Origin of the sequence: Nitrosospira sp. Nsp13, from assembly GCF_900101945.1 — a bacterium.
In the GTDB taxonomy this organism is placed as follows: Bacteria; Pseudomonadota; Gammaproteobacteria; order Burkholderiales; family Nitrosomonadaceae; genus Nitrosospira; species Nitrosospira multiformis_D.
The window spans coordinates 128,923-152,433 of the sequence record NZ_FMVD01000002.1; the positions used below are offsets into that span (position 1 = coordinate 128,923).

The window sequence follows — 23,511 nt, forward strand, 5'->3', positions numbered from 1 at the left end:
TCAGGGGCGGCATTATTTCATTCTGTGACACATTTCTTCGCTACCCTCTTACGTGCAGCAAGAATTTCCTTAGCGAAGTCCAGCGAGCCACTCAGCTCCACTGAGGATTTATCGCCATATACCTTGGGCATTAATTTTGATAGAAACCATTTTCTCGTCTCTACGCGCAACCTGGAGCGCTGCACGTGCTCCCCATTGAACCGCCAGCCACGGTTTTCGGGGGCGTGTGATTCCATCCAGTCGTTGGATCCATCATCCGCAATGTCCAGTGCATGTTCTGCAACTGCAGTGCAACCTTTTGCCTTCGTGCGCGCGTGTATTGCTCGCGGAATGTTCATCGGATGCGATCCAGCGAAAGGCAGTGGCTTGATGGGGCACTGTCTCATCGCGGCAAATCGAACGTAGTGACTCGCCATTTATCAATCGATCGCAAATCGCGTTAGCCATCTCAGGTGTAAACAGAGCGGGTCGTCCTATTGTCATGGCAAACTCCTTTTTTAAGGATTTGAGCATATCGGCAGTTTTCGCCGATATGCGCACCGCGCGAATGCAAGTGAATATTTGCCGTCCTGACCAACAATCATCCTAACAAGCAACGTTATAGGCTCGAGAATGCGTTTGAAAGTAGCACAGATTCTTTATAGCCTTTTGTTGGCTATTACTTTGATGAGTGCGCTCATTTGCTCCTATTCGCGCCAATTTGGAGTGTAGGTTATTCGCGCAGGGGTGCGCCCAACATGAATTTCTTGTATTGCCCCTGGAATACCGATCTAAGCCGCATAGATATTGGGATCCCAGGAGCTACGAGCGGATATCAAAACGCGCGCTCATGATAATCGCCTAATTCAGCAGTGCCTTCCACTTTAATGCGCGGGTCCAAAACCGGTACATGGGGTTTTACGTTCCATTAGGCACTAAAACCCAGCCCTAAGGGAGCTTAGTTGCGGCTCCCGCCACATTGCTGCGAGAAGGGGCCCACTGGGACCGAATCGAAATTTCTTAATTACCCGAAACCCCTGCTGCTGGTAGAAGGGAATATTGTGAGGACTGGATGCTTCAAGGTAGGCAGGCATCTGTTCGCGGTCGCAACGCTCGAGCATGGCGCGCAGCAGAGCGGTACCCAAGCCATGTGACTGGTGGTCAGGATGTACACCGAGCAAGTAGAGATAATAATGACGTTCAACCGGATGGTTTAATTTCATCGCGTCGAATCCGCGACTGAGACGCATGAAGCGACTGATGCCACAGACGCGCATATACAGTGGAATGAGCGAACACTCTTGCCAGAACGTGAGTTGCCATTGGTCATGACGGGCCCAAAGCGCAGCACCCGCCCCATCGTTTGCGATAAAGGTTAAGCCGTATGGTTGATATAAATCCAGCGCTCGTTTGAAGCCGACTCGCATGGCCCAGTGGCGGCGGGCATCTGTGCGAACACAGAATCTCGTCACTGGATCGTTATCAAATGCTGCTGCCAGTGTAAGCGTGAGAGTCGGATCATCACAACGTTGAGCTGCTCGGATTGCGGGTTTAGAACGGTAAGCTGAGCACTGCATTTGTCCCAGATTCATATTCTGTATCGAAGTGTAGTAATAATCAAAAAATAAACTATAAATAGATTTCATGCGGAGGTGTTTCATGGGATGTGTCGACAGTATCGCATCCGGGCTGAAGCGCGAACAGAAACAGGTGTCTGCAACTGTATCGGACGATTCCATAACCCACGAAAACGAAGATACTGGAAATGCATCAACAATGCTTTAGACTTAGCCAAGCCGTCCGTAGAAATGGGGTAAAACCCGGTGGTACGTTTGGGGTATCACTCATTAATCTTCCGCATAAAGTAGTCAACTCAATAATAAAGGTTGAGATGAAGCTCTTAATGATCACGGCAGCATTAGTTCTTTTTGGCTGCGCAAACCTCACGGAAGTGGAAGAACAGGAGACATTACTTGCCGGTGAGATAAAAGGGGATTACTCAGCCCTCGCTCGTTGCGTCGCCGCTAAGATGCAGACCGATAAACGACAGAACATTAACGCTCTGCAATATAGCGTTCGGGTCTACCCTGATACAAACAAATCAGAAGTCTTGGGTACGTATGCTAATAATACTGCTTCCTATGCATTCCATCTGGAATTGAAGAAAGCTGGGCCGAACGTTTCAGATGTTCTTCTCAAGGGCCTCAAGTATGAGGGTGTCGAGGCACTGAAAGCCTTACAAGTCTGCTCGGCAGCATGAACGATTAAGAATTTTACACTGCAGAGGAATGCCTGTTCCATCTGGAAGTGGCGGGCCTTGTCGCCCAATCTCGGCAGGAAAACACCAGCAGGGTGGTAGTCTGATGAGCAATGCTATTCTGGTTGTTAACGCTGGCTCCTCCAGTATCAAGTTCTCGCTGTTCCTGGAGCACGGCGAATCGCTTGAACTGTTCCTCGGCGGACAGCTGGAGGGGTTGTACAACACGTCCCGGTTCAAGGCCAAGGATGCGGCTGGTGCCATTGTCGGTGAAAAGCAGTGGGTGCCAGGCCAACCGCTTGGCCACGACGGCGCAATCGCCTATTTGGCCGACTTCCTGCGCGAGCATCTCGTGGAACATCATCTGGCCGCCGTTGGCCACCGTATTGTGCATGGTGGTATCGACTACGCCGCCCCGGTGCGCCTGACGGCCGAGATCGTTGGGCACCTGGAACAACTGATTCCGCTGGCACCGTTGCATCAGCCCCATAACCTGATGCCCATCCGCTTGTTGATGACCAACCATCCGGAACTGCCCCAGGTGGCCTGCTTTGATACCGCCTTCCATTGCACTCAACCGGCAGTGGCGCAAGCCTTCGCGTTGCCGTCAGAGATTACCAGGCGGGGAGTACGCCGCTATGGATTCCATGGCCTTTCCTATGAGTACATTGCTTCTGTTTTGCCGGAGTATGACTCCGACGTCGCACAAGGGCGCGTTGTAGTGCTGCACCTGGGCAACGGCGCCAGCATGTGCGCCGTCCAGGGTAGCAAAAGCATCGCCAGCACCATGGGGTTCACCGCCGTTGACGGGCTGCCCATGGGTACACGTTGCGGCAGTCTTGATCCTGGTGTCATCCTCTATTTGATGGATGAACTGAAGATGGATACCCGTGCGGTCGAGAAACTGCTCTACCGGCAGTCCGGGCTGCTCGGTGTTTCGGGCCTATCCAGCGATATGCGCGCCCTGATTGACTCCGCCGACCCGAAGGCGAAATTTGCGGTGGAGTTGTTTGTCTACCGCGTTGGCCGCGAGTTGGGGTCACTCACGGCGGCCCTGGGCGGACTCGATGCATTGGTGTTCACCGCCGGCATCGGCGAGCACTCCGCGCCAATCCGGGAGAGTATTTGCCAGGCCGCCGCCTGGTTGGGGCTGGAGCTGGATCCCGTCGCCAACGCCATTGGCGGTCCCTGCATCAGCAAGGCGGAAAGCCGGATTCCGGTCTGGGTTATCCCGACCAATGAAGAGCTGCTGATCGCACGGCATACCCGGCGCATTCTGAAATCCATCGAATCAGGAGAATCGCCATGACGCTTGAACCCGCCGTCCATTGCTCAAGGGTAAGAACGCTGGCTGTTGGCATCGCCAACGAAAGCTCCATCGCTTACCCATCCCAAGTTTTACTCACTGTCTCACGCACGATGTTTTCTCGCCTGGAAATGGCGATTCATTAACGAGAATGAGGAGGAACTACCATGACTCAATCAGCCCAAATTTCCAATCCGCTTGATGCCGAAGAATTACGCCTGATCAACGCCTGGTGGAGAGCATGCAATTACCTTTCGGTCGGCATGATCTACCTCCGCGACAATCCATTACTCAAGGAACCCCTCAAGGTTGAGCATGTCAAGCATCGGCTGCTCGGCCACTGGGGAGCGAGTCCGGCGTTATCCTTCACCTGGGTGCATCTCAATCGAATCATCAAGCGCGACGATCTGGATGTGATCTTCATGGCCGGTCCTGGTCATGGCGCACCGGGCGTGCTTGGTCCGACCTACCTGGAGGGTACCTATTCCGAGGTCTATCCTGACAAGAGCCAGGATATCGAAGGGCTACAGAAGTTTTTCAAGCAATTCTCTTTTCCGGGACAGATTGGCTCTCACGTTACCCCTGAGACTCCCGGTTCCATTCATGAAGGCGGTGAACTCGGGTACAGCCTTTCGCATGCTTACGGCGCTTGTCTGGATAATCCAGACCTTATCGTTGCCTGCGTGGTGGGAGATGGAGAAGCCGAAACCGGGCCGCTTGCAACTGCCTGGCATTCCAATAAATTCATCAACCCTATCCGTGATGGGGCGGTACTGCCCATATTGAACCTGAATGGCTACAAAATCGCCAATCCGACCATCCTCGCGCGCATCAGCCACGAGGAGCTTGATGCATTGTTCCGCGGCTATGGTTATACCCCTTACTTTGTCGAGGGCGACGATCCCACAGAGATGCATCAGAAAATGGCGGCTACTTTGGAACAAGCCATTGCCGATATTCACGTCATCCAGAAAACGGCCCGGGACAGCGGCAAGGCGGAGCGTCCGCGCTGGCCGATGATCGTGCTGCGTTCACCGAAGGGCTGGACCGGACCCAAAGAGATCAATAGCCACAAGGCGGAAGGAAGCTGGCGTTCCCATCAGGTGCCGTTCTCGGATGTGCGCGAGAATCCAAAGAACTTCAAGATGCTCGAGGATTGGCTGAAGAGCTACAAGCCGGAAGAATTGTTTGATGCCGACGGTCGTTTCCTGCCTGAACTGCGGGAATTGGCGCCCAAGGGTCCATTGCGCATGAGTGCAAACCTGCATGCCAATGGTGGTTTGTTACGCAAGGAGCTCAAACTGCCCAACTTCCGCGACTATGCCGTCGACGTGCCACAAGCAGGCAAGGTGCTTTATGAGAATACCCGGCCGCTGGGTGAATTCCTGCGCGATGTGATGCGTAACAACATGACCAATTTCCGTCTGTTTGGTCCCGACGAGACTGCCTCCAACCGCTTGCAGGCCATGTATGAAGTCTCGAAGAAGGTCTGGATGGCGGATCTGTTGCCGGAAGATGCCGATGGTGGCGAACTGTCACGTGACGGCCGTGTGATGGAAATGCTTTCCGAGCACACCCTGATCGGCTGGCTTGAAGGCTACCTGCTGACGGGCCGCCACGGCTTTTTCCATACCTACGAAGCCTTCGCCCATGTGGTGGACTCCATGTTCAATCAGCACGCCAAGTGGCTGGATATTTCGAAGAACCATGTCCCCTGGCGCGCCTCCGTGGCCTCGCAGAATATTCTTCTATCCTCCACGGTCTGGCGGCAGGACCACAATGGCTTCTCCCATCAAGATCCGGGCTTCATCGACCTGGTGACCAACAAAAGTCCCACCGTTACGCGTATCTATCTACCGCCCGACGCCAACACGCTGCTGGTGGTGGCGGACCAGTGCCTGCGTTCGACCGACTGTATCAATGTCATTGTCGCCGACAAGCAGAAGCACCTGCAGTTCAGTACCATCGATGAAGCCATCGTGCATTGCGCCAAAGGCATCGGTATCTGGAGACGCGCGAGCAACGACCAGGGTGTTGAACCGGATGTGGTGATGGCTTCCTGTGGCGACGTGGCGACCCAGGAGGCACTGGCGGCAACCGCCATCCTGCGCGAATATCTGCCGGACTTGAAGGTACGCTTCGTCAATGTGGTTGACCTGTATAAGATGCAACCGGCGAGCGAGCACCCGCACGGCTCGACAGAGCGAGAATTCGACAGTTTGTTTACTACCTGCAAGCCGGTGATATTCAACTTCCACGGTTATCCGTGGTTAATACACAAGCTGGCCTATCGCTTTGAGAATCATGAAAATCTGCATGTTCGGGGTTACAAGGAGCGAGGGAACATCAATACGCCGTTGGAGCTAGCAATTCTTAATCAGGCTGACCGCTTTACTCTGGTCATCGATGTCATCGATCGTGTGCCTACCCTTGCCGCCAGGGCTGCGCATCTGAAAGAGCAGATGAAGAACGAAATTATCCTGAACCTGGCATATGCCCATGAGCATGGCACTGATAATGAGATGTTCAGCAACTGGGTCTGGCCATATTGAATGAAGTATTTTCTTACTTAATTGGATGCGAATATCATGAAAAGCAAAATATCTCAGGAAATTTCCGGAGTTGGCGAAGATAAAGCCGCGCTGTCAGTCACGGCTTCTGATGTCCGCCTCGGGATGCAGGCATCGGCGCTCACGCAGGCGGTCCTTGATCATTTGCATTATTCCGTCGGCCGCTTGCCATCCGTGGCAGCTACACACGATTACTATCGTGCGCTCGCGCTTGCGATTCGTGATCGAATGCAGCATCGCTGGATCAACACCGCCCAGACTTATTTCGACTTGAATCGCAAGATTGTGTGTTATCTGTCGGCCGAGTTTCTTATGGGCCCGCACCTTGGCAACAATCTGGTGAATCTGCATATCGAACAGGAAGCGAGAAATGCCCTCGCAGCTATCGGCCAGGATCTCGACGCTATACTCACCTGCGAGGCGGAGCCGGGATTAGGGAATGGTGGTCTGGGCCGTCTTGCTGCCTGTTATCTTGATTCGCTGGCAACGCTGCAATGTCCGGCGATCGGTTATGGCATTCGCTATGAGTTTGGCATTTTTGAGCAGGAGATTCGTGACGGATGGCAAGCCGAGATCACCGACAAGTGGCTGCGTCGAGGCAATCCCTGGGAGATCGCCAAGCCCGATGTCTGCTACTACGTCAATTGGGGCGGGCACACCGAGTATTACCCCGATGAGGCGGGCTGCCAGCGCGTGCGCTGGGTACCTCATCGAGTGGTGAGGGGCGTTGCGCACGATACGCCGATCCAGGGTTATGGCGTCAACACCTGCAACACGCTAAGGTTGTGGAGTGCCGAAGCTGTCGAGTCATTCGACTTCCAGGCGTTCAATGTCGGTGATTACTACGAGGCAGTAAACGAAAAACTGATCTCGGAAACGGTGACCAAGGTGCTCTATCCTAACGACGAGCCGGCAAGCGGCAAGCGGCTGCGCCTGGCGCAGCAGTATTTCTTTGTGACCTGCTCGCTGCAGGACATGCTGCATCTGCTCGACTTGATCAATGCGCCGGTCGAAAGTTTTGCCGAGCGCTTTGCCGTGCAACTCAACGACACGCACCCTTCCATCGGCGTGGCCGAACTGATGCGCCTGCTGGTGGATGAGCGGCGACTCGACTGGGATGTGGCTTGGGCCATCACCGTGGCAAGCTTCGGTTACACGAATCATACCTTGTTGCCGGAGGCTTTGGAGACATGGCCGCTTCCCATGTTCGCCGAACTGTTGCCGCGGCACCTGGAAATTATCTACGAGATCAACCGGCGTTTTCTCGACGAGGTGCGTTCACGCTTCCCGGGTGACGAGGCCCGTTTAGCGCGGATGTCCCTGATTGGCGAGGAAGGCGGTAAACGGGTGCGCATGGCCCATCTTGCCGCCGTTGGCAGTCATGCCATCAATGGTGTCGCGGCGCTTCATACCGAGCTGCTCCAGGCCAGTGTACTCAAGGATTTTCACGAGCTTTGGCCGGAGCGTTTCAGCAACAAGACCAACGGCGTCACCCCGCGCCGCTTCCTGGCCCTGTCAAATCCCGGCTTGCGTGAATTGCTTGATGGTACGCTGGGCCAACAATGGCTGACGGAACCGAGTCTGCTGCGCAAGCTCGACGCTCATGCCGATAAAGACGCCTTTCAGCACGACTGGCGCGCCATAAAACTCGGCAACAAGCAGCGCCTCTCCTCATACATCCGTGCGCAAACCGGTATCGAGATCGATCCGGATTGGCTGTTTGACGTCCAGGTGAAGCGTATCCATGAATACAAGCGCCAGCATCTGAACGTCTTGCATATTGTGACCATGTATCGCAGGCTCAAGGAGAATCCGACGCTGGTATTGCCACCGCGTGCCTTCATTTTCGGCGGTAAGGCTGCGCCCGGTTATTTCATGGCCAAGCGCATCATCAAGCTCATCAATGCCGTTGCAGAAACGATAAATGCCGATCCAGATGTGAATACGCGCATGAAGGTCGCTTTCATTCCGAATTTCAACGTCCAGAATGCACATCTCATCTATCCAGCCGCCGATCTGTCAGAACAAATCTCCACGGCCGGCAAAGAAGCGTCGGGTACGGGCAACATGAAGTTCATGCTCAACGGCGCGCTCACCATTGGTACGCTCGACGGAGCCAATGTCGAGATACGCGAAGAGGTCGGGGCAGATAATTTCTTCCTGTTCGGTCTCTCGGCTGCCGAAGTCGAAAGTGTCAAGCGTACCGGTTACCGTCCTCATGATTATGTTGCAGGAAATGATGAATTGCGTGCCGTGCTGGAGCTCATTGGCACAGGACACTTCTCGCAGGGCGATGCCGAAGTATTTCGTCCACTGGTCGACAACCTGATGCATGATGATCCTTTCCTGGTATTGGCCGATTACGCTGCCTATATCGCCTGTCAGGAACAGGTCAATTCGGCCTGGCAGGACGTCCCGAACTGGACACGGATGTCTATTCTCAATACCGCGCGCAGCGGTAAATTCTCATCCGACCGCGCCATTACGGAATACTGCGAGGACATCTGGAATATAAGGCCAGTGACTGTGAAGGCTTAAGGATTCGCAAGGCTCGACTATGACACCTCCCTATCCAACCAGATCCGGCACGCGATTTCCGCCAGGAGCCACCGTCACCGCCGATGGTGTCAACTTCTGTATTTTCAGCCAACATGCAACCGGGGGTGAACTGGTACTGTATGCGGCAGCGGATACTCCCGAGGCATTTCAGACCGTCGTGCTGGATGCGGAGCATAACCGAAGCTTCTTTTTCTGGCATGTATTCGTGGTCGGACTGCCGGCCGGTACGTATTACACCTGGCGAATGGATGGACCAAACGATTGGGTCTCGACCGGCCGGCGTTTTTACCCGCACAAGGAACTGCTCGATCCCTGGGCAAGGGCAGTATCCGATAGTCTTTGGGATCGGCGCCGTGGCATCGACCCCGATACGAAGGATGGCGGATTGCGTGCCATCGTAGTCAATTCGCTTGCACCCCCAGTTCCAGTCAAAACCGGCTTATGTTCGGATTCAGATCTGACCGGCGCGGTTATCTATGAACTTCATGTGGGGGGATTTACCCGGCACCCCTCTGCCGGGGTGTCACGGCCAGGTCTTTTTCCTGGCCTAAAAGAAAAAATCTCCTATCTGAAGGAACTGGGCATTACCCATGTCGAATTCCTGCCGGTCATGGCATATGACACGCAAAGTGTTCCGTGGCCTGTTGCCGAAGAGGGCTTGAGTAACTACTGGGGCTATAACACTTATAGTTTCTGGGCTCCACACCCCGGGTACTGCTTCGATGAGACCCTGGCCAACCAGGAGTTTCGCGACCTGGTGGATGCTTTTCACGCGGCAGGCATCGGTGTTTTACTGGACGTTGTTTTCAATCACACGGCGGAGGGTGGCGAGGATGGACCAGTCATCAGTTTCCGCGGACTTGGCAACGACGCCTTCTACCACCTCGATGCAAGCCAGCGCCAGCGTTACCTTGACTTCACCGGTTGCGGCAATACAGTGAACTGCAACCATCCCCTGGTCAGTAGTTTCATTGTGCATTGCCTCGAATACTGGGTGGAAACTTTCGGCGTGGATGGTTTTCGTTTCGATCTTGCCAGCGTGTTCGCCCGTGGCGAGCAAGGTGTGCCGTTGGCGAACCCACCCTTGCCATGGGCCATCGAAACTTCGAGCATCCTGAGCCATGTGCCGGTCATCGCCGAAGCTTGGGATGCGGCTGGACTCTACCAGGTCGGCGCATTTCCCGGCATGGCCTGGTCTGAATGGAACGGCCACTATCGCGACATCATGCGGCGTTTCGTGCGCGGTGATCCCGGACTGGTTGGGGCGGTGGCGACCAGGCTCGGTGGCAGTGCCGATCTCTACGCCGCCGGTGGTCGCTGCCCGACGAACAGCATCAATTTCATTACCTGCCACGATGGCTTCACGCTGTACGACTTGGTGAGCTATAACGATAAACACAACGAAGCCAATGGCGAAGATAATCGTGACGGAACCAATGACAATTTGAGCTGGAATTGCGGTGCCGAAGGTGACACCGGCGACGCTGCGGTATTGGCCCTTCGTCGCCGCCAGGCAAAGAATCTCATGGCCCTTCTGATGCTGTCGCGCGGGGTACCCATGCTGCTTGCCGGCGATGAGGTATTGCGCAGCCAGCGTGGCAATAATAATGCCTATTGTCAGGATAACGAACTTTCATGGTTCGACTGGGGGTTTGTCGAGCGGAACAACGATATGTTGCGCTACACACGGGAACTGATCGCTTTGCGGCAGCGGCATCCCAGTCTGACCGCCAACAAATTTTTTACGGGCGCTGTGGTGGCCGGGCGCCAGTTGCCCGATATCGCCTGGCATGGAATGCAACTGAACGAACCGCTTTGGCATGATCCTCATTGCCGCGTACTTGCCTGCACGATTGCCGGCCGGGAGGAGGGCGAGGCGGATTTGCACGTGATCATGAACATGTCGGAACAGGCGCTGGATGCGCCATTACCTTTCATCAAGGGGCGACAATGGTATATTGCCCTGGATACGGCATTGGCTTCACCGCAAGATATAAGCCTGCCTGATGGACAAATCGAGCACACAGATGCGCATTACCTCTCGCAGCCCCGTAGTATTGCCGTCTTGGAGGCGCGCTGAAGTCTCTGCCCTTCCAATGCTAGCTGGTCCTGCTTGGCAGTGTTGCTTGATCTCTATTCACGTAGAGATCTGAGCTGTTTCCTGGGCCAGGTTAGCTCAGACCCGATATTCTCCCTTTTCGCTTCGACTCTCTCCAAATTCGGCAGGCTAGAAATTGATCTTGGAGCCGACTACCTCATATACCTTGCTACTAAATTCGGTGGCGTCATGAACAACATTTCCTTCCGCTTCATCGTGTATCTTCCCTGTTTTAGAGACGATTGCTCCGATCTTATGTGCGTTTCTCCATAGAGCGCCACATATGGGATCATTGAGGATATTTCTTTTTTGCGCGAGATGCGTAGCCAGCCCGCTTAGAAACTTATCGTCAGCTCCGGCAAAATAGCCTCCCGCAGTACATATCCTGTAATTTTTCTCAACGGCTATAGCGGGGCTTGAAAAGGCGGCAAAAAATATCAGCGAAAACCATTTCATTCTCATGAGGACTCCGTTAGTGTTTGAAATAACCGGATGGCAAAAGGCGTTTTAATGTCTATCTCCGACGCTATATTAGAGTTGCTGTACGGGGCGTATAGTTCCAGCGTATCAAACTATTCTCGATATTCGCTAAAATATGAGCGGCCAGCTTGCCGGGCTTTGTTCTATGGTTACCGCCACATTTCGCTTCTATGAGGAACTTAACGATTTTCTCGCGCCTGAACGGCGCAGGCGGGAGTTTGCTTGCCCTTGTTCAGAGTCGGCAACTACCAAGCATATGATCGAGGCGCTTGGTGTGCCTCATACCGAGGTCGAATTGGTGCTGGTCAACGGTGAGTCCGCGAACTTCGACCGGCTGCTAAAAGAAGGGGACCGCGTAGCAATCTTTCCCCGATTCGAGATGCTCGATATTACTCCTTTGCTGTGCGTGCGTGCTCAACCTTTGCGGGTGACGCGCTTTGTCGCCGATGCGCATCTGGGCGGGCTTGCGCACTTGCTGCGCATGGCCGGCTTCGACACACTTTACGACAACAACTTTCAGGACAGCGAAATTGAAGCTATCGTCGCGCGGGACGAGCGCATCCTGCTCACGCGCGACAGGGAATTGCTCAAGCGTCGTTCAATCACGCGCGGCTGTTACATACGTGCGTTGAGATCGACACAGCAACTCTACGAGATATTCGATCGGCTGGATCTGGCGCGCAGCGCGCGGCCATTTACCTTATGCCTGACATGTAACGCACCATTGCGCGCCGTCGCCAAGGCGGAAGTGCTGACGCGCCTCCCGCCCGCTGTACGCGATCGATTCGATCACTTCAGCACCTGCAATGTTTGCCAACGCGTATTCTGGGAGGGTTCGCATTGGCGGCGGATGCGCGTCCTACTGGATGGGATTATGCCGCTAAGTTAATTTTTTCCCACAAATCTCCGCATAAGCGGATAGGATATCTATCGTCACATTTATTATCCAAGAAGAAGGAGCAAATCATGTCAAGTGTCGGTTACCACGAGCCCATTGAAGAACTATCCAATGAAACAAGGGACATGCACAGAGCAATCGTCTCGTTGATGGAAGAGCTGGAGGCTGTGGATTGGTACAACCAGCGTGTGGACGCATGCAAAGATGAGGAGCTCAAAGCCATTCTTGCGCACAATCGCGATGAGGAGAAGGAACACGCCTCCATGGTACTGGAGTGGATTCGACGCAAAGATTCAGCCTTTTCCACTCAACTGAAGAACTTCCTGTTCACCGACAAGCCTATTACGCATAAGTAGGCATTGCTGACGGGGTTCACCCATGCGAGCTGGATGGCCATCAGTGACGAGCCATCCCCGGAGGTCAATACATCGCGTAGAACCGGTCACTGATGATCTTTCCATCTTTCCAGTGCTGAACAGCTACCTGGTCGAACTTCTTGTGCCCGAAGTCCTTATGCTTGTATTCATAATGCCACTCGGTCATTGTGACGTCGTCACCCACAGCGGTGGCTTTGATCTCTGACTTAAGCCACGCTTCAACTCCTTCAAAAAGATCCGACTCCCGATCTTTGGCTTCTTTAAGGCCTCTCGCCACCACATCATTCTTTTCAACTACCACGCAATCCGGATGGTAATACTTGTCCATGGATTCCAGAATCTCGCCCTTCAGAATCATGTTGTTCAAGTCGTCCAGCTGTTCTTTTAAAGTCATCGTTTCCTCCGTTCAGGTTGGATTGAAATTTGATCGGGATGAGCCGTCGTGAACTGCTCCATAGTAACTGGCCCATAGTAACTGACCGCCCATGATAGCAGTAGTGCCCCCCGTGAATTTTGTATCCGTTATGTGCCGAGTAATGGATGGTTCATAAGCAGTGGATGTACTAAGGTCCAATTGTTTTCGTTATCCAAATTGATACGATACCAACCTGAAGTTTCAATTTCCCCAGGGTGTTTATATATAAATTTGCGCTAATTATCGAACCGCTATTTATTGTGAGCCATGAAAAAGAATACCGAAGCCCAACGACGCCATAAAACTTATCTTCGTGCCAAAAACGCCCTGCGCGATCAGCATCAGGATGATTATACCTTGATGCTCGAACGCCACGCGCAGGAGCTCGATACGCTATGGGCAGACTATAACCTTGCCGTAAAGAAGCTGGCTGACGCACATAACAAGGCCATTAAATCCAAGATCGTGCCGATGAATAAAGGGCGGGTATTAAGCGTCGAGCCAGAAGAACAGGCCGTTTATTCAACCTGAATCCGGCGGTTGGCCGTTTATTTCTGTTAAGCGGTTGCCGGATTTGAGTTCAACCCAGACAATACATTAGGCGACTCTGCGAGCCTACCCGAGTGCTGGCGGCCAGTTTGCGGCTATTTTCGTCGCCGTTTTTGCCACTGGTGCGGCGTCCATATGACCCGCTATGGATTTCTCCCAACCGGCAAAACTGTCTCGCAACCTGCCTCGCCATCATCTCGCGTTCTAATGGATTATCTGGGTTCAAGACTTGTTCTCAAGCCATCGCCGCCGTGCTTCACGTGCACTGGTAAAAACGCGTTCCAGTGCTTCGCTATCATCACGCGCCAGCATCTCACGCAAAGCGGTCAGCTCCTTCTGATAAGCATCGATTTGCCAGGATAGCGCTTCGCGGTTGGCAAGGCATATATCACGCCACATTTCGGGGGAACTGCCGGCGATGCGGGTAAAATCGCGGAATCCACTACCGGCAAAACGCAGTGGATCGTCCGCGCGCAGCGGCTCATTCGAATCATGCTCGGTGCTGGATGAGACGTGGTTCATTAGTAGGAATGCCAGCACATGGGGAAGATGGCTCACGGCAGCGAGGATGGCATCGTGCTGGGCGGCGTTCATTTCCGAAACGCGTGCGCCGCAGGCCTGCCATAATTCCGTTACCCGTTTTACCGCTTCGGCGCTGGTTTCCTTCAACGGCGTCAACACCAGATTCTTGCCCTGGTATAAACCGGCATCAGCCGCGCTCACTCCGCTCAGCTCGGCTCCCGCGACCGGGTGGGCAGGCACAAAATTTCTCAGATGTCCGGCCAAATGAGAATGTGCCGCGGCGACGACATCCTGTTTGGTGCTGCCGACGTCGGTTACGATTGTATCGGGTTCAAGATAGGGGGAGATTTGCGCCATGATACCGCCGACTTGTCCAACCGGCATAGCGAGCAGCACGACATCCGCGTGTTTCAGCGCTGATGGAAGGTCATCGGCGATTTCGTCGATTGCGCCCCGCTTGAGCGCGCGCTGCATATTTTCCCGGCTGCGGCCCACGCCGACAATATGCTTAACCTTGTCCGCCTTGCGTAGCGCCAGCGCGAATGAGCCGCCGATCAGGCCCACGCCGATAATCACCAGTTTATTGATCATGACGCTGGCCATAATTGAGGCCGGTTATTCTCCGTAGTTGATGACAGGATTCGAATATGCCCATGACCCATTCTCAGTTTGATATCCATGTAGGATGGGTAGGCGCGGCGTAACCCATCAAAATCACCGGCGTGGTTGCGGTTTAGCGAGGTATGGAAACAGCGCAATTGATGGTTGCGCTTCCTTTTACCCATCCTGCTTTGAATCTCTGGAAGAGTCCTACAGGCTACGGCCAATGACGCCCGCTATTCCTTGCAGCGACCCCATGAGAGATTCGAATTCTTGCGGGTTCAATGCCTGGTCGGCATCGCACCAGGCGTCGCACGGATTTGGATGCGTTTCCACCAGCAGGCCGTCGGCACCGGCGGCAATTGCCGCGCGTGCCAGTGCGGGAACCATCCACGCCTTGCCGCCGGCATGGGAAGGATCAACGATAACCGGTAAATGGGTTTCCTTCTTCAGCACCGGAATGCAGGTTACATCCAGTACGTTGCGGTAGGCGGTTTCAAAGGTGCGGATGCCGCGTTCGCAGAAAATGATGTTGTGATTGCCGCCAGCGGCAATGTATTCCGCCGCCATCAGCCACTCGGAAATCGTCGCCGACATGCCGCGCTTGAGTATCACCGGCTTGTTGATGCGTCCCACTTCCTTCAGCAATTCGAAATTCTGCATGCTGCGGGTTCCTATCTGGATCACGTCCACATCGTACTTGAGAAATGTGTCAAGCATGCGCGCATCCATCAGTTCGGTGACGATGCGCAGATTATATTTGTCCGCGGCATTGCGGAACATCTTCAGCCCTTCTTCGCCGCTGCCCTGAAAGGTGTAGGGGCTGGTACGGGGCTTGAAGGCGCCGCCCCGCATCAGCCGGCAGCCAGCCGTATAGACATTCTCCGCAGACAAGTCCATTTGTTCTTGCGTTTCCACCGAGCACGGGCCGCCGATGATCTGCACCTGATTGCCGCCAATAGGTATCCCGCCTACATCGATTACCGAATCATGCTTGTGCGACTCGCGCGATACGATCTTGTACTGCTTGACAATGTGCATGGAATATTCGACCCCGCTCAGGGAATCGAACATTTCCGGATCGAGCTTGCGCTCGTCGCCGATTGCGCCGATCACGGTGCGTTCGGTGCCGCGCGAAACATTCGCATCAAGGCCGAAACCTCGAATTTTATTAACCACCGAATCGATTTGTTCGTCGGTGGCGCCGTTGTTCATGATGATGATCAAGCTGATTCTCCGATTGCTGTCTCAAGTGATTTCAAGAATTTCTGGTTTTCCGATTCGAGGCCGACGGTGACTCGAAGGTGCTCCGGCATTTCGTAAATACCGATGGGGCGCACAATGACGCCCTGTCTGAGGAGACTTTCGTTTATCGCCCGGACATTGCTTTTCGGCAGGCGAAAACTCAGAAAATTACCGTAAGATGGAATGTACTCGATGCCGAGTTGCCGCAGCCCGGTCGTGATTTGCAGCATCCCCGCCTGGTTGAGTGCATAAGTGCGTTTCACAAACTCCACATCTTCCAATGCGGCCACCGCGCCAGCAAGGCCAATGCTGTTTACGTTGAATGGCTGGCGTACACGATTCATCAAGCCGCTTACATCCGGATGAGCCAGTCCGAAGCCAACGCGTATGCCCGCCATGCCATACGCCTTGGAAAAAGTGCGGGTAATGAGTAGATTGGGGAAGCGTTTCAGCCACGCAATGCTATCAGCCTTGATAGTGCCGGGCAAATATTCGTTGTAAGCTTCATCCAGCACTACCAGCACGTCGGAAGATACCCGTTCCAGAAAACGCAATAGCGCTGAGGCAGCCAGTAACGTACCGGTGGGATTATTCGGGTTGGCGATAAATACGATACGTGTCTCGGGCGTGACCGCATCCAGCATGGCATCAAGGTCATGACCGTATTTTATGGCGCGAACCGCTATGCCGCTCGCACCGACCGCCTGTGTCACCAACGGATAGACCGCAAAGGCGTGTTGCGAATAGACCGCGGATGCGCCCGGTTTCAGGAATACTCGAGCCGCCAGCTCCAGGACATCATTGGAACCGTTACCCAGCACAATCTGACCGCTGGTCACCCCATAACATTTCGACAGCGCCGCCTTCAACTCGAAACCGCTGCCATCCGGATAAAGCGCTACCTCACCCAACGCCCTGGTCATTGCCTCCAGGGCCAGCGGACTTGTTCCCAGCGGATTTTCGTTAGACGCAAGCTTGATGATTGTGCGTTCATCCATACCCATCTCTCGCGCCAATTCAGAAATTGGTTTACCAGGTTGATAGGGACTGATAGCGCGGATGTATTCAGGGGCAAGATCGCTGAGATTCATAAAGTCAGATCCGTAAATTGCAGAAGTACAGAAAAATTCCAGAAAGATAATTCAAGGAGGTGCTATCGGCCTTCTATTCGCTATCCGGACAAAGAACAATATATGGAACACGCGATCACATCGCCGGGTACGAGCCGAGTATTTTCAGGAATGCGGCTCTCTCTCGCAGTTCTCGCAACGCTTTTGCGATTGTTGCGTCTTGCTGGTGGCCTTCAATATCTACAAAAAATACATATTCCCATAGACTGGCGCGGGAAGGCCGGGATTCCAGGCGGCTCATGCTTACGCCATGTTCAGCCAATGGAGCCAGCAATTCGTGTATCGCGCCGGGACGGTTTTTGACCGACATGACCAGTGATGTTTTATCCTTGCCGGAGGTGGCAACTTCCTGGGTGCCGATTACCAGAAAGCGTGTCGTGTTGTTGGGATCATCCTCGATGTTTTCAGCACAGATGGTTAATCCGAATACTTCCCCGGCTTTCTTGCCCGCTACCGCCGCGGCCGTTTCGTCTCCCGCGGCCAGTCTTGCCGCGTCCGCGTTGCTCGCCGCGTTGATTCGTGCTACTTCCGGCAAGTGGGGCAGATTGGCGTTAAGCCATTCATGACACTGGGAGAATGACTGGGGGTGCGAGTAAATTTTCTTTATGCGCGCGAGATCGGTTTGCAGCGCAAGCAGATGCTGATGTATTGGCAGCTTTATCTCACCACACACTTTTAACGGAGTATGCAGCAGCAGGTCCAGCGATCTGCCAACCGCGCCTTCGGTGGAATTTTCCACCGGTACGACCCCATAACCGGCCACTCCCGCCTCCACCTTGCGGAATACGTCATCTATCGAATTACATGCCAGGGTCGTTACCACACCGCCGAAGCGCTTCAACGCCGCTTCTTCCGAAAAGGTCCCTTGCGGACCCAGGTATGCAATAGTCATGGGTTCTTCCAGGGACCGGCACAATGACATGATTTCGGTAAATAACCGCACAATATGTTCGTTCGCGAGCGGTCCCGGATTCAATGCGCACAGCCGTGTCAAGACCTGGGCTTCACGCTCGGGACGGTATGCCATGCCGTTCTTGATTTGTCCGATTTCCCGTGCAAGCCCGGCGCGCGCGCTCATCAATTTGAGGAGCTCGCTGTCAATCGCATCGATCTTGTCGCGCAGCTGCTTGAGTTGGTTGATCATCAATCTATTTATTTGGCGACGAAATATTATGAATTCCGGCATGCTGGACTCGACCCGGAATCCGGTTCAAGCCAACCATGGCATGCGTCGAATCCAGAATGGCCGGATTCAGGTTCAAGAATAAACTCTCATCCCGTTATTCAGACAATACCGGCAAATAGCGCACCATTAACACGCCGTGGATTGCCGCGATCTCGTCTATGGTTTTCTGTGGTACCGGACTATCCACATCAACCAGGGTGTAGGCCATCTCACCGCGCGATTTATTGCCCATGTTATGAATGTTAAGACCGGCCTGGGCCATGCTGGTGGAGATCTGTCCCACCATATTGGGTACGTTGGAATTGGCCACGGCCAGACGGTAAGGAGATTCGCGCTCCATGGTGATATTGGGAAAATTGACCGCGTTAGTGATGTTGCCGTTTTCCAGGTAATCCATCGTCTGATCCACTACCATCACCGCGCAATTCTCTTCCGCTTCCAATGTGGAAGCGCCCAGATGCGGCAGGGTAATGACGGCCGGGTGGCGCTGAAATCTTTCGCTGGGAAAGTCGCAAACATAATATTTGATTTTTCCGGACTCGATTCCCATCAGTACCGCATTCTCGTCAATGATTCCGTCGCGGGAGAAATTGAGCAGGATCGCGCCCTTCTTCATGCTTTGCACGACTTCCTGATTAATCAGGCCGCGTGTCGCATCCAGCAAAGGCACATGCAGCGTTATGAAATCGCTATGGCGCAGGAGGTCTTCGATGCTTTGAGCACGCTTGACTTCTGAAGACAGGTTCCAGGCGGCATCCACGGTTATTTCGGGGTCGTAACCCATCACTTTCATGCCCAGACGAAGTGCCGCATCGGCCACCAGCCGTCCTATCGCGCCCAGGCCAATGATGCCCAGCGTACGCCCCGGCAACTCGATTCCGGCGAATTGCTTTTTGCTGTCTTCCGCCAGCTTGTGCAGGGTAGCGTTGTCGCCCTGTAGACTCTCGGTGAAGTGAATTGCCGGGATCAGATTACGCGACGCGATCAGCAAACCGGCCAGCACCAGTTCCTTCACCGCATTGGCGTTTGCGCCGGGTGCGTTGAACACCGGCACGCCGCGTAGATTCATGGCTTTCACGGGAACGTTATTCGTACCCGCGCCTGCCCGGCCTATTGCTTTTACGCTCGATGGAATATCCATTTGCAGCATGTTGTGCGAACGCACCAGGATCGCATCCGGCTGGGCTATATCGTGGCCAACCATGTAGTGGCTGGTGGCAAAATGCTTCAGGCCCAGCGGTGAAATCTGGTTAAGCGTCAGTATCTGGAAAACCTTATGTGCGCGTTCAGGCATGATTGCTCGCAAATTCCTTCATGAATCCCACCAGAGCCGCCACCCCTTCCAGCGGCATGGCGTTGTATATCGAAGCGCGCATTCCTCCCACAGAACGATGTCCCTTCAATTGGATCAGACCCCGTGACTTGGCCTGTTTCAGAAACGTCTCATCCAGTGTGGCATCTTTCAACGTGAAAGGTACATTCATGCGCGAACGATCGGATTTGGCTACGGGGCAGTGATAAAAATCGGTAGTATCGAGCATGTCATACAGCAGCTTGGCCTTGGCGATATTGATCTTCTCCATTGCTGGCAATCCGCCTTTTTTCTTCAGCCACTCAAGCACCAGCCCGGCGATATACATAGGGTAGGTGGGTGGAGTGTTATACATGGAATCATTATCAGCATGGATCTTGTAGTCAAACATGGTCGGGGTGCCGGCCAAGGTTGTACCCAGCAAATCTTCGCGTACGATGACGACAGTCAATCCCGCAGGGCCGAAATTTTTCTGCGCACCGGCATAAATCAACCCGAACCGGGTGATATTCAGCGGGCGTGACATGAAGGTGGACGAAATATCTGCAACCAGCGGCATATCAGCGTTCAGGCACGTCAAGTCCGGAATCCAGTTGAACTCTACTCCGCCGATCGTCTCATTGGGCGTGTAATGCAGATAGGCGGCGTCAGGATCGATATTCCACCTATCCTGTGGCGGCACGTACGTGAAATTCGCATCCTCGGATGACGCTGCAATATTGACAGTGCAATATCGCTTCGCTTCCTTGATGGCTTTCTTGGACCATTCACCGGTATTGACATAACTGGCGCTTTTTTTGCCGCGCAGCAGATTCATGGGCACCATGGCAAACTGACTGGAAGCGCCGCCGGATAGAAAAAGAATCTTGTAGTTGCCGGGAATGCCGATCAATTCGCGCAAATCCGCTTCGACCTTTGCGGCAATGGACATGAATTCCTTGCCGCGATGGCTCATCTCCATTACCGACATGCCGCTGCCGTGCCAGTCGAGCATTTCGTCCCGCGCCTGTTGCAGCACTTCCACCGGCAGTACCGCAGGGCCCGCGCTGAAGTTATATATATGTTCCATGGATCCCTTTCCCTATTGCTACACTTGTAAAACGTTTCAATTCTAAGGCCATCTCTATAAATCCAGGTCTCACATCGGCTTGCTATCAAGTCACTTGTTCACTCAGGACGCGGGAAGAAATTTTAGTGCGCCGTACAGGTTATTTTGATAGGCAAGTATTACAGCAAAGCGCGTTAACAGGCGATCAAAAATCTGGATTTAAAAGAGTGTCCCATTATCCTCGTCTGTTTCAACCACCCTTTCCAATCCGGCCAGCTTCTCTCCATCATCGAGGTTAATCAGTGTGACACCCTGGGTAGCGCGGCTCATTTCGCGAACTTCCTTGACGCGCGTGCGAATCAGCACCCCGCCGGTGGTGATCAGCATAATTTCGTCATCCTGCCTGACCAGTCTTGCCGCCACCACCTTGCCATTACGTTGGCTGGTCTTGATCGCAATCATGCCCTGGCTGCCACGGCCATGGCGGGTATATTCGCTGATCGGCGTACGTTTGCCGTAGCCGTTTTCTGTTGCGGTCAGGACTGCCAGTTCCTCGCTTTCGGCGACCAGCAGGGAGATAACTTTCTGTCCCTTGCCCAGTTTCATCCCGCGCACGCCGCGCGCGCCGCGGCCCATTGCGCGCACGTCGTTTTCATCGAAACGCACCGCTTTCCCGCCGTCGGAAAACAGCATGACATCATGCTTGCCTTCGGTCAGCGCAACACCGATCAGATAATCATCCTCATCCAGGCCTACCGCGATGATGCCGCTGGCACGAGGACGGGAGAATTCCGACAATGGCGTTTTCTTCACGGTGCCGAAGGAGGTCGCCATAAATATATAGCGGTTCTCGTCAAACTCTTTTACCGGCAGGATAGCATTGATTTTCTCGCCTTCCTCCAGTTGCACCAGGTTGACGATGGGTTTGCCGCGCGACGCGCGTCCGCCTTGCGGTACCGTGTAAACCTTGATCCAGTACACCCGTCCCCGACTGGAGAAGCACAGGATATAATCGTGGGTATTGGCAATGAACAGATTGTCGATGAAGTCGTCTTCTTTGGTGCCGGTTGCCTGCTTCCCGCGTCCCCCGCGTTTTTGTGCGCGGTAGTCATCGAGCGGTTGCGACTTGATGTAGCCGCTATGCGACAGCGTTACGACCACATCCGCCGATGCGATCAGGTCTTCCATACTCAAGTCCTGAGTATTGATGACGATTTCACTGCGGCGTTTGTCACCAAACTGTTGCTTCATGGCAACAAGCTCTTCGGTGATGATGGCTGTAATACGTTCGGGCTTGGAGAGGATGTCGAGGAAATCAGCGATCTTCTCCATTACCTCCTTATATTCATTGACAATCTTGTCCTGCTCCAGCCCCGTCAGCCGTTGCAGGCGCAGTTCCAGTATCGCTTGCGCTTGAGCGTCGGAGAGGCGATATCCATCCCCGGATAAGCCGAACTCGGGCGCCAGGCCATCAGGACGGAATGCGTTCATGTCAGCCGAGGCACGGGCAAGCATTTCCTCCACCAATCCGGAACGCCAAAGTTTCGACATTAATGCTTCTTTCGCTACCGCGGGAGTCGGCGCAGCCTTGATCAGAGCGATCACCTCATCCACGTTGGAGAGTGCCACCGCCAAGCCTTCCAGCAGATGGCCGCGCTCCCGTGCCTTCTTCAATTCAAACACCGTGCGTCTTGTCACCACTTCCCGGCGATGACGCAGGAACGCATCCAGCATCTGCTTCAAGTTCAGCAGCCTGGGCTGCCCATCCAGCAAGGCCACCATGTTCATGCCGAAAGTGTCCTGCATCTGTGTTTCTTTATACAGGTTGTTTAGCACCACTTCAGGCACTTCTCCGCGGCGGAGCTCGATTACCACGCGCATGCCGGATTTATCCGATTCGTCACGCAGATCGGAAATACCTTCGATTTTCTTGTCGCGTACCAGTTCGCCGATACGGATCAGCAAATTAGCCTTGTTCACCTGATACGGCAGCTCGTCAATGATGATGCTCTGGCGGCTGCCTTTTTCCATATCCTCGAAGTGAGTGCGCGCACGCATCACGACCCGGCCACGTCCGGTCTGGTAACCCTCTCTTACGCCGGCGACGCCGTAGATGATGCCGGCGGTTGGAAAATCGGGAGCCGGAATGATTTCGATCAATTCTTCGATGGTGGTTTCGGGTTTTTTCAGCAGGGCGAGGCAGGCCTCCACCACCTCATTCAGGTTATGTGGCGGAATGTTGGTCGCCATGCCTACCGCAATGCCGGAAGAGCCGTTAATGAGGAGATTGGGAATCTTCGCGGGCAGAATCAGAGGCTCTTTTTCGGAGCCGTCGTAATTCGGGCCGAAATCCACTGTTTCCTTGTCGAGATCCGCCAGCAACTCATGGGCGATGCGGGACATGCGGATTTCGGTATAACGCATGGCTGCCGCGTTATCGCCATCCACGGAACCGAAATTACCCTGGCCATCCACCAGCATGTAGCGCAGCGAAAAGTTCTGCGCCATGCGCACGATCGTGTCATACACGGCGGTATCGCCATGGGGATGATACTTACCGATCACATCGCCGACGATACGCGCGGATTTTTTATACGGGCGGTTCCAGTCATTAGAGAGTTCGTGCATGGCGAACAGCACCCGCCTGTGTACAGGCTTCAAGCCGTCGCGCACGTCCGGCAATGCCCGCCCCACAATTACGCTCATGGCGTAATCAAGGTAGGAGCGGCGCATCTCCTCTTCGAGGCTAATCGGCAGGGTTTCTTTCGCGAATTGATCCATTATGATATTTCTCTATCAGAGACAATAAGTTATGATACGAATGCTGCCTCGGATAACACTCAGATAACAATGCATAAAAACCATTGATTTTAGCATGCCAGGCGTATTGAAGTCACTGGTGTATTCGAGTATTCATGCCGTCCGCAACAACATGATTTGACAAGGGCAGATATATAACTAGATAATTGAATCGCGAATG

21 protein-coding genes and 1 pseudogene are annotated in these 23,511 nt (G+C 53.9%); 10 read left to right on the forward strand and 12 right to left on the reverse strand.

Features of this window, described 5'->3' with window-relative positions:
• Positions 1-17: 17 nt before the first annotated feature.
• From BLO43_RS04100 to BLO43_RS04105, 3 genes are all read right to left on the reverse strand, one after another.
• Complete coding sequence (locus BLO43_RS04100; RefSeq protein ID WP_090905961.1) at positions 18-338, reverse strand: terminase small subunit-like protein; 321 nt, start codon at positions 336-338, stop codon at positions 18-20.
• Positions 253-513 carry a terminase small subunit-like protein gene (locus tag BLO43_RS17220; protein ID WP_368086130.1) on the reverse strand — a complete coding sequence of 87 codons (261 nt, stop codon included), beginning with the start codon at positions 511-513 and terminating at the stop codon, positions 253-255. Before BLO43_RS17220 ends, BLO43_RS04100 begins: the two co-directional genes overlap by 86 nt.
• 401 nt (positions 514-914) lie before the next feature.
• Positions 915-1,625, reverse strand: a complete 711-nt coding sequence (locus BLO43_RS04105; protein ID WP_175443852.1) for a GNAT family N-acetyltransferase — start codon at positions 1,623-1,625, stop codon at positions 915-917.
• 24 nt (positions 1,626-1,649) lie between these two features.
• Between BLO43_RS04105 and BLO43_RS16365 the strand changes: the two are divergent.
• The 7 genes and pseudogenes from BLO43_RS16365 to glgX all read left to right on the forward strand — a co-directional run.
• Positions 1,650-1,796, forward strand: a pseudogene (locus tag BLO43_RS16365) (IS3 family transposase); the annotation flags it as partial.
• Positions 1,797-1,882: 86 nt separating this feature from the next.
• Positions 1,883-2,239 (forward strand): hypothetical protein, encoded by a 357-nt coding sequence (locus BLO43_RS04110; protein WP_139149237.1) that lies wholly within the window; start codon positions 1,883-1,885, stop codon positions 2,237-2,239.
• A gap of 28 nt (positions 2,240-2,267) precedes the next feature.
• Complete coding sequence (locus tag BLO43_RS04115; RefSeq protein ID WP_254773323.1) at positions 2,268-3,545, forward strand: acetate/propionate family kinase; 1,278 nt, start codon at positions 2,268-2,270, stop codon at positions 3,543-3,545.
• Entirely contained in the window at positions 3,542-3,688 is a 147-nt protein-coding gene (locus BLO43_RS16715) for a hypothetical protein (protein WP_175443853.1), read from the forward strand. Before BLO43_RS04115 ends, BLO43_RS16715 begins: the two co-directional genes overlap by 4 nt.
• A gap of 21 nt (positions 3,689-3,709) precedes the next feature.
• Positions 3,710-6,094: a phosphoketolase family protein gene (locus BLO43_RS04120; protein WP_090905965.1), complete on the forward strand. Its 2,385-nt coding sequence runs from the start codon at positions 3,710-3,712 to the stop codon at positions 6,092-6,094.
• Positions 6,095-6,130: 36 nt separating this feature from the next.
• Positions 6,131-8,650: a glycogen/starch/alpha-glucan phosphorylase gene (locus BLO43_RS04125; RefSeq protein ID WP_090905966.1), complete on the forward strand. Its 2,520-nt coding sequence runs from the start codon at positions 6,131-6,133 to the stop codon at positions 8,648-8,650.
• A gap of 19 nt (positions 8,651-8,669) precedes the next feature.
• On the forward strand, positions 8,670-10,751 hold the full coding sequence (gene glgX, locus BLO43_RS04130; RefSeq protein WP_090905967.1) for a glycogen debranching protein GlgX: 2,082 nt from the start codon (positions 8,670-8,672) through the stop codon (positions 10,749-10,751).
• A gap of 147 nt (positions 10,752-10,898) precedes the next feature.
• Here the strand turns inward: glgX and BLO43_RS04135 are convergent, their stop codons facing one another.
• On the reverse strand, positions 10,899-11,231 hold the full coding sequence (locus BLO43_RS04135; RefSeq protein ID WP_254773324.1) for a hypothetical protein: 333 nt from the start codon (positions 11,229-11,231) through the stop codon (positions 10,899-10,901).
• A 163-nt stretch (positions 11,232-11,394) separates the two neighbouring features.
• Here BLO43_RS04135 and BLO43_RS04140 point away from each other — a divergent pair, with 163 nt between their 5' ends.
• Both BLO43_RS04140 and BLO43_RS04145 read left to right on the forward strand, forming a co-directional pair.
• Positions 11,395-12,138: a Mut7-C RNAse domain-containing protein gene (locus tag BLO43_RS04140; RefSeq protein WP_090905968.1), complete on the forward strand. Its 744-nt coding sequence runs from the start codon at positions 11,395-11,397 to the stop codon at positions 12,136-12,138.
• A gap of 77 nt (positions 12,139-12,215) precedes the next feature.
• On the forward strand, positions 12,216-12,503 hold the full coding sequence (locus tag BLO43_RS04145; protein ID WP_090905969.1) for an encapsulin-associated ferritin-like protein: 288 nt from the start codon (positions 12,216-12,218) through the stop codon (positions 12,501-12,503).
• Positions 12,504-12,567: 64 nt separating this feature from the next.
• Here BLO43_RS04145 and BLO43_RS04150 read toward each other — a convergent pair whose 3' ends face one another.
• On the reverse strand, positions 12,568-12,918 hold the full coding sequence (locus tag BLO43_RS04150) for a nuclear transport factor 2 family protein (RefSeq protein ID WP_090905970.1): 351 nt from the start codon (positions 12,916-12,918) through the stop codon (positions 12,568-12,570).
• Between the two features lie 288 nt (positions 12,919-13,206).
• Between BLO43_RS04150 and BLO43_RS04155 the strand changes: the two genes are divergently transcribed.
• Positions 13,207-13,470, forward strand: a complete 264-nt coding sequence (locus tag BLO43_RS04155; RefSeq protein WP_074633935.1) for a hypothetical protein — start codon at positions 13,207-13,209, stop codon at positions 13,468-13,470.
• 240 nt (positions 13,471-13,710) lie between these two features.
• Here the strand turns inward: BLO43_RS04155 and BLO43_RS04160 are convergent, their stop codons facing one another.
• From BLO43_RS04160 to gyrA, 7 genes are all read right to left on the reverse strand, one after another.
• Complete coding sequence (locus BLO43_RS04160) at positions 13,711-14,601, reverse strand: prephenate dehydrogenase (RefSeq protein ID WP_090906090.1); 891 nt, start codon at positions 14,599-14,601, stop codon at positions 13,711-13,713.
• A 219-nt stretch (positions 14,602-14,820) separates the two neighbouring features.
• On the reverse strand, positions 14,821-15,837 hold the full coding sequence (gene aroF, locus BLO43_RS04165; protein ID WP_090905971.1) for a 3-deoxy-7-phosphoheptulonate synthase: 1,017 nt from the start codon (positions 15,835-15,837) through the stop codon (positions 14,821-14,823).
• Positions 15,834-16,946 (reverse strand): histidinol-phosphate transaminase, encoded by a 1,113-nt coding sequence (gene hisC / locus BLO43_RS04170; RefSeq protein ID WP_090905972.1) that lies wholly within the window; start codon positions 16,944-16,946, stop codon positions 15,834-15,836. The genes aroF and hisC overlap by 4 nt, the downstream gene beginning before the upstream one ends.
• A 115-nt stretch (positions 16,947-17,061) precedes the next feature.
• Complete coding sequence (gene pheA / locus BLO43_RS04175; RefSeq protein WP_090906091.1) at positions 17,062-18,129, reverse strand: prephenate dehydratase; 1,068 nt, start codon at positions 18,127-18,129, stop codon at positions 17,062-17,064.
• 136 nt (positions 18,130-18,265) lie between these two features.
• Positions 18,266-19,465 (reverse strand): phosphoglycerate dehydrogenase, encoded by a 1,200-nt coding sequence (locus tag BLO43_RS04180; RefSeq protein ID WP_090905973.1) that lies wholly within the window; start codon positions 19,463-19,465, stop codon positions 18,266-18,268.
• A complete protein-coding gene (gene serC / locus BLO43_RS04185; RefSeq protein WP_090905974.1) occupies positions 19,458-20,552 on the reverse strand; it encodes a 3-phosphoserine/phosphohydroxythreonine transaminase in 1,095 nt (364 codons plus the stop codon). The genes BLO43_RS04180 and serC overlap by 8 nt, the downstream gene beginning before the upstream one ends.
• A 198-nt stretch (positions 20,553-20,750) precedes the next feature.
• Complete coding sequence (gene gyrA, locus BLO43_RS04190; protein WP_090905975.1) at positions 20,751-23,312, reverse strand: DNA gyrase subunit A; 2,562 nt, start codon at positions 23,310-23,312, stop codon at positions 20,751-20,753.
• Between the last annotated feature and the right edge of the window lie 199 nt (positions 23,313-23,511).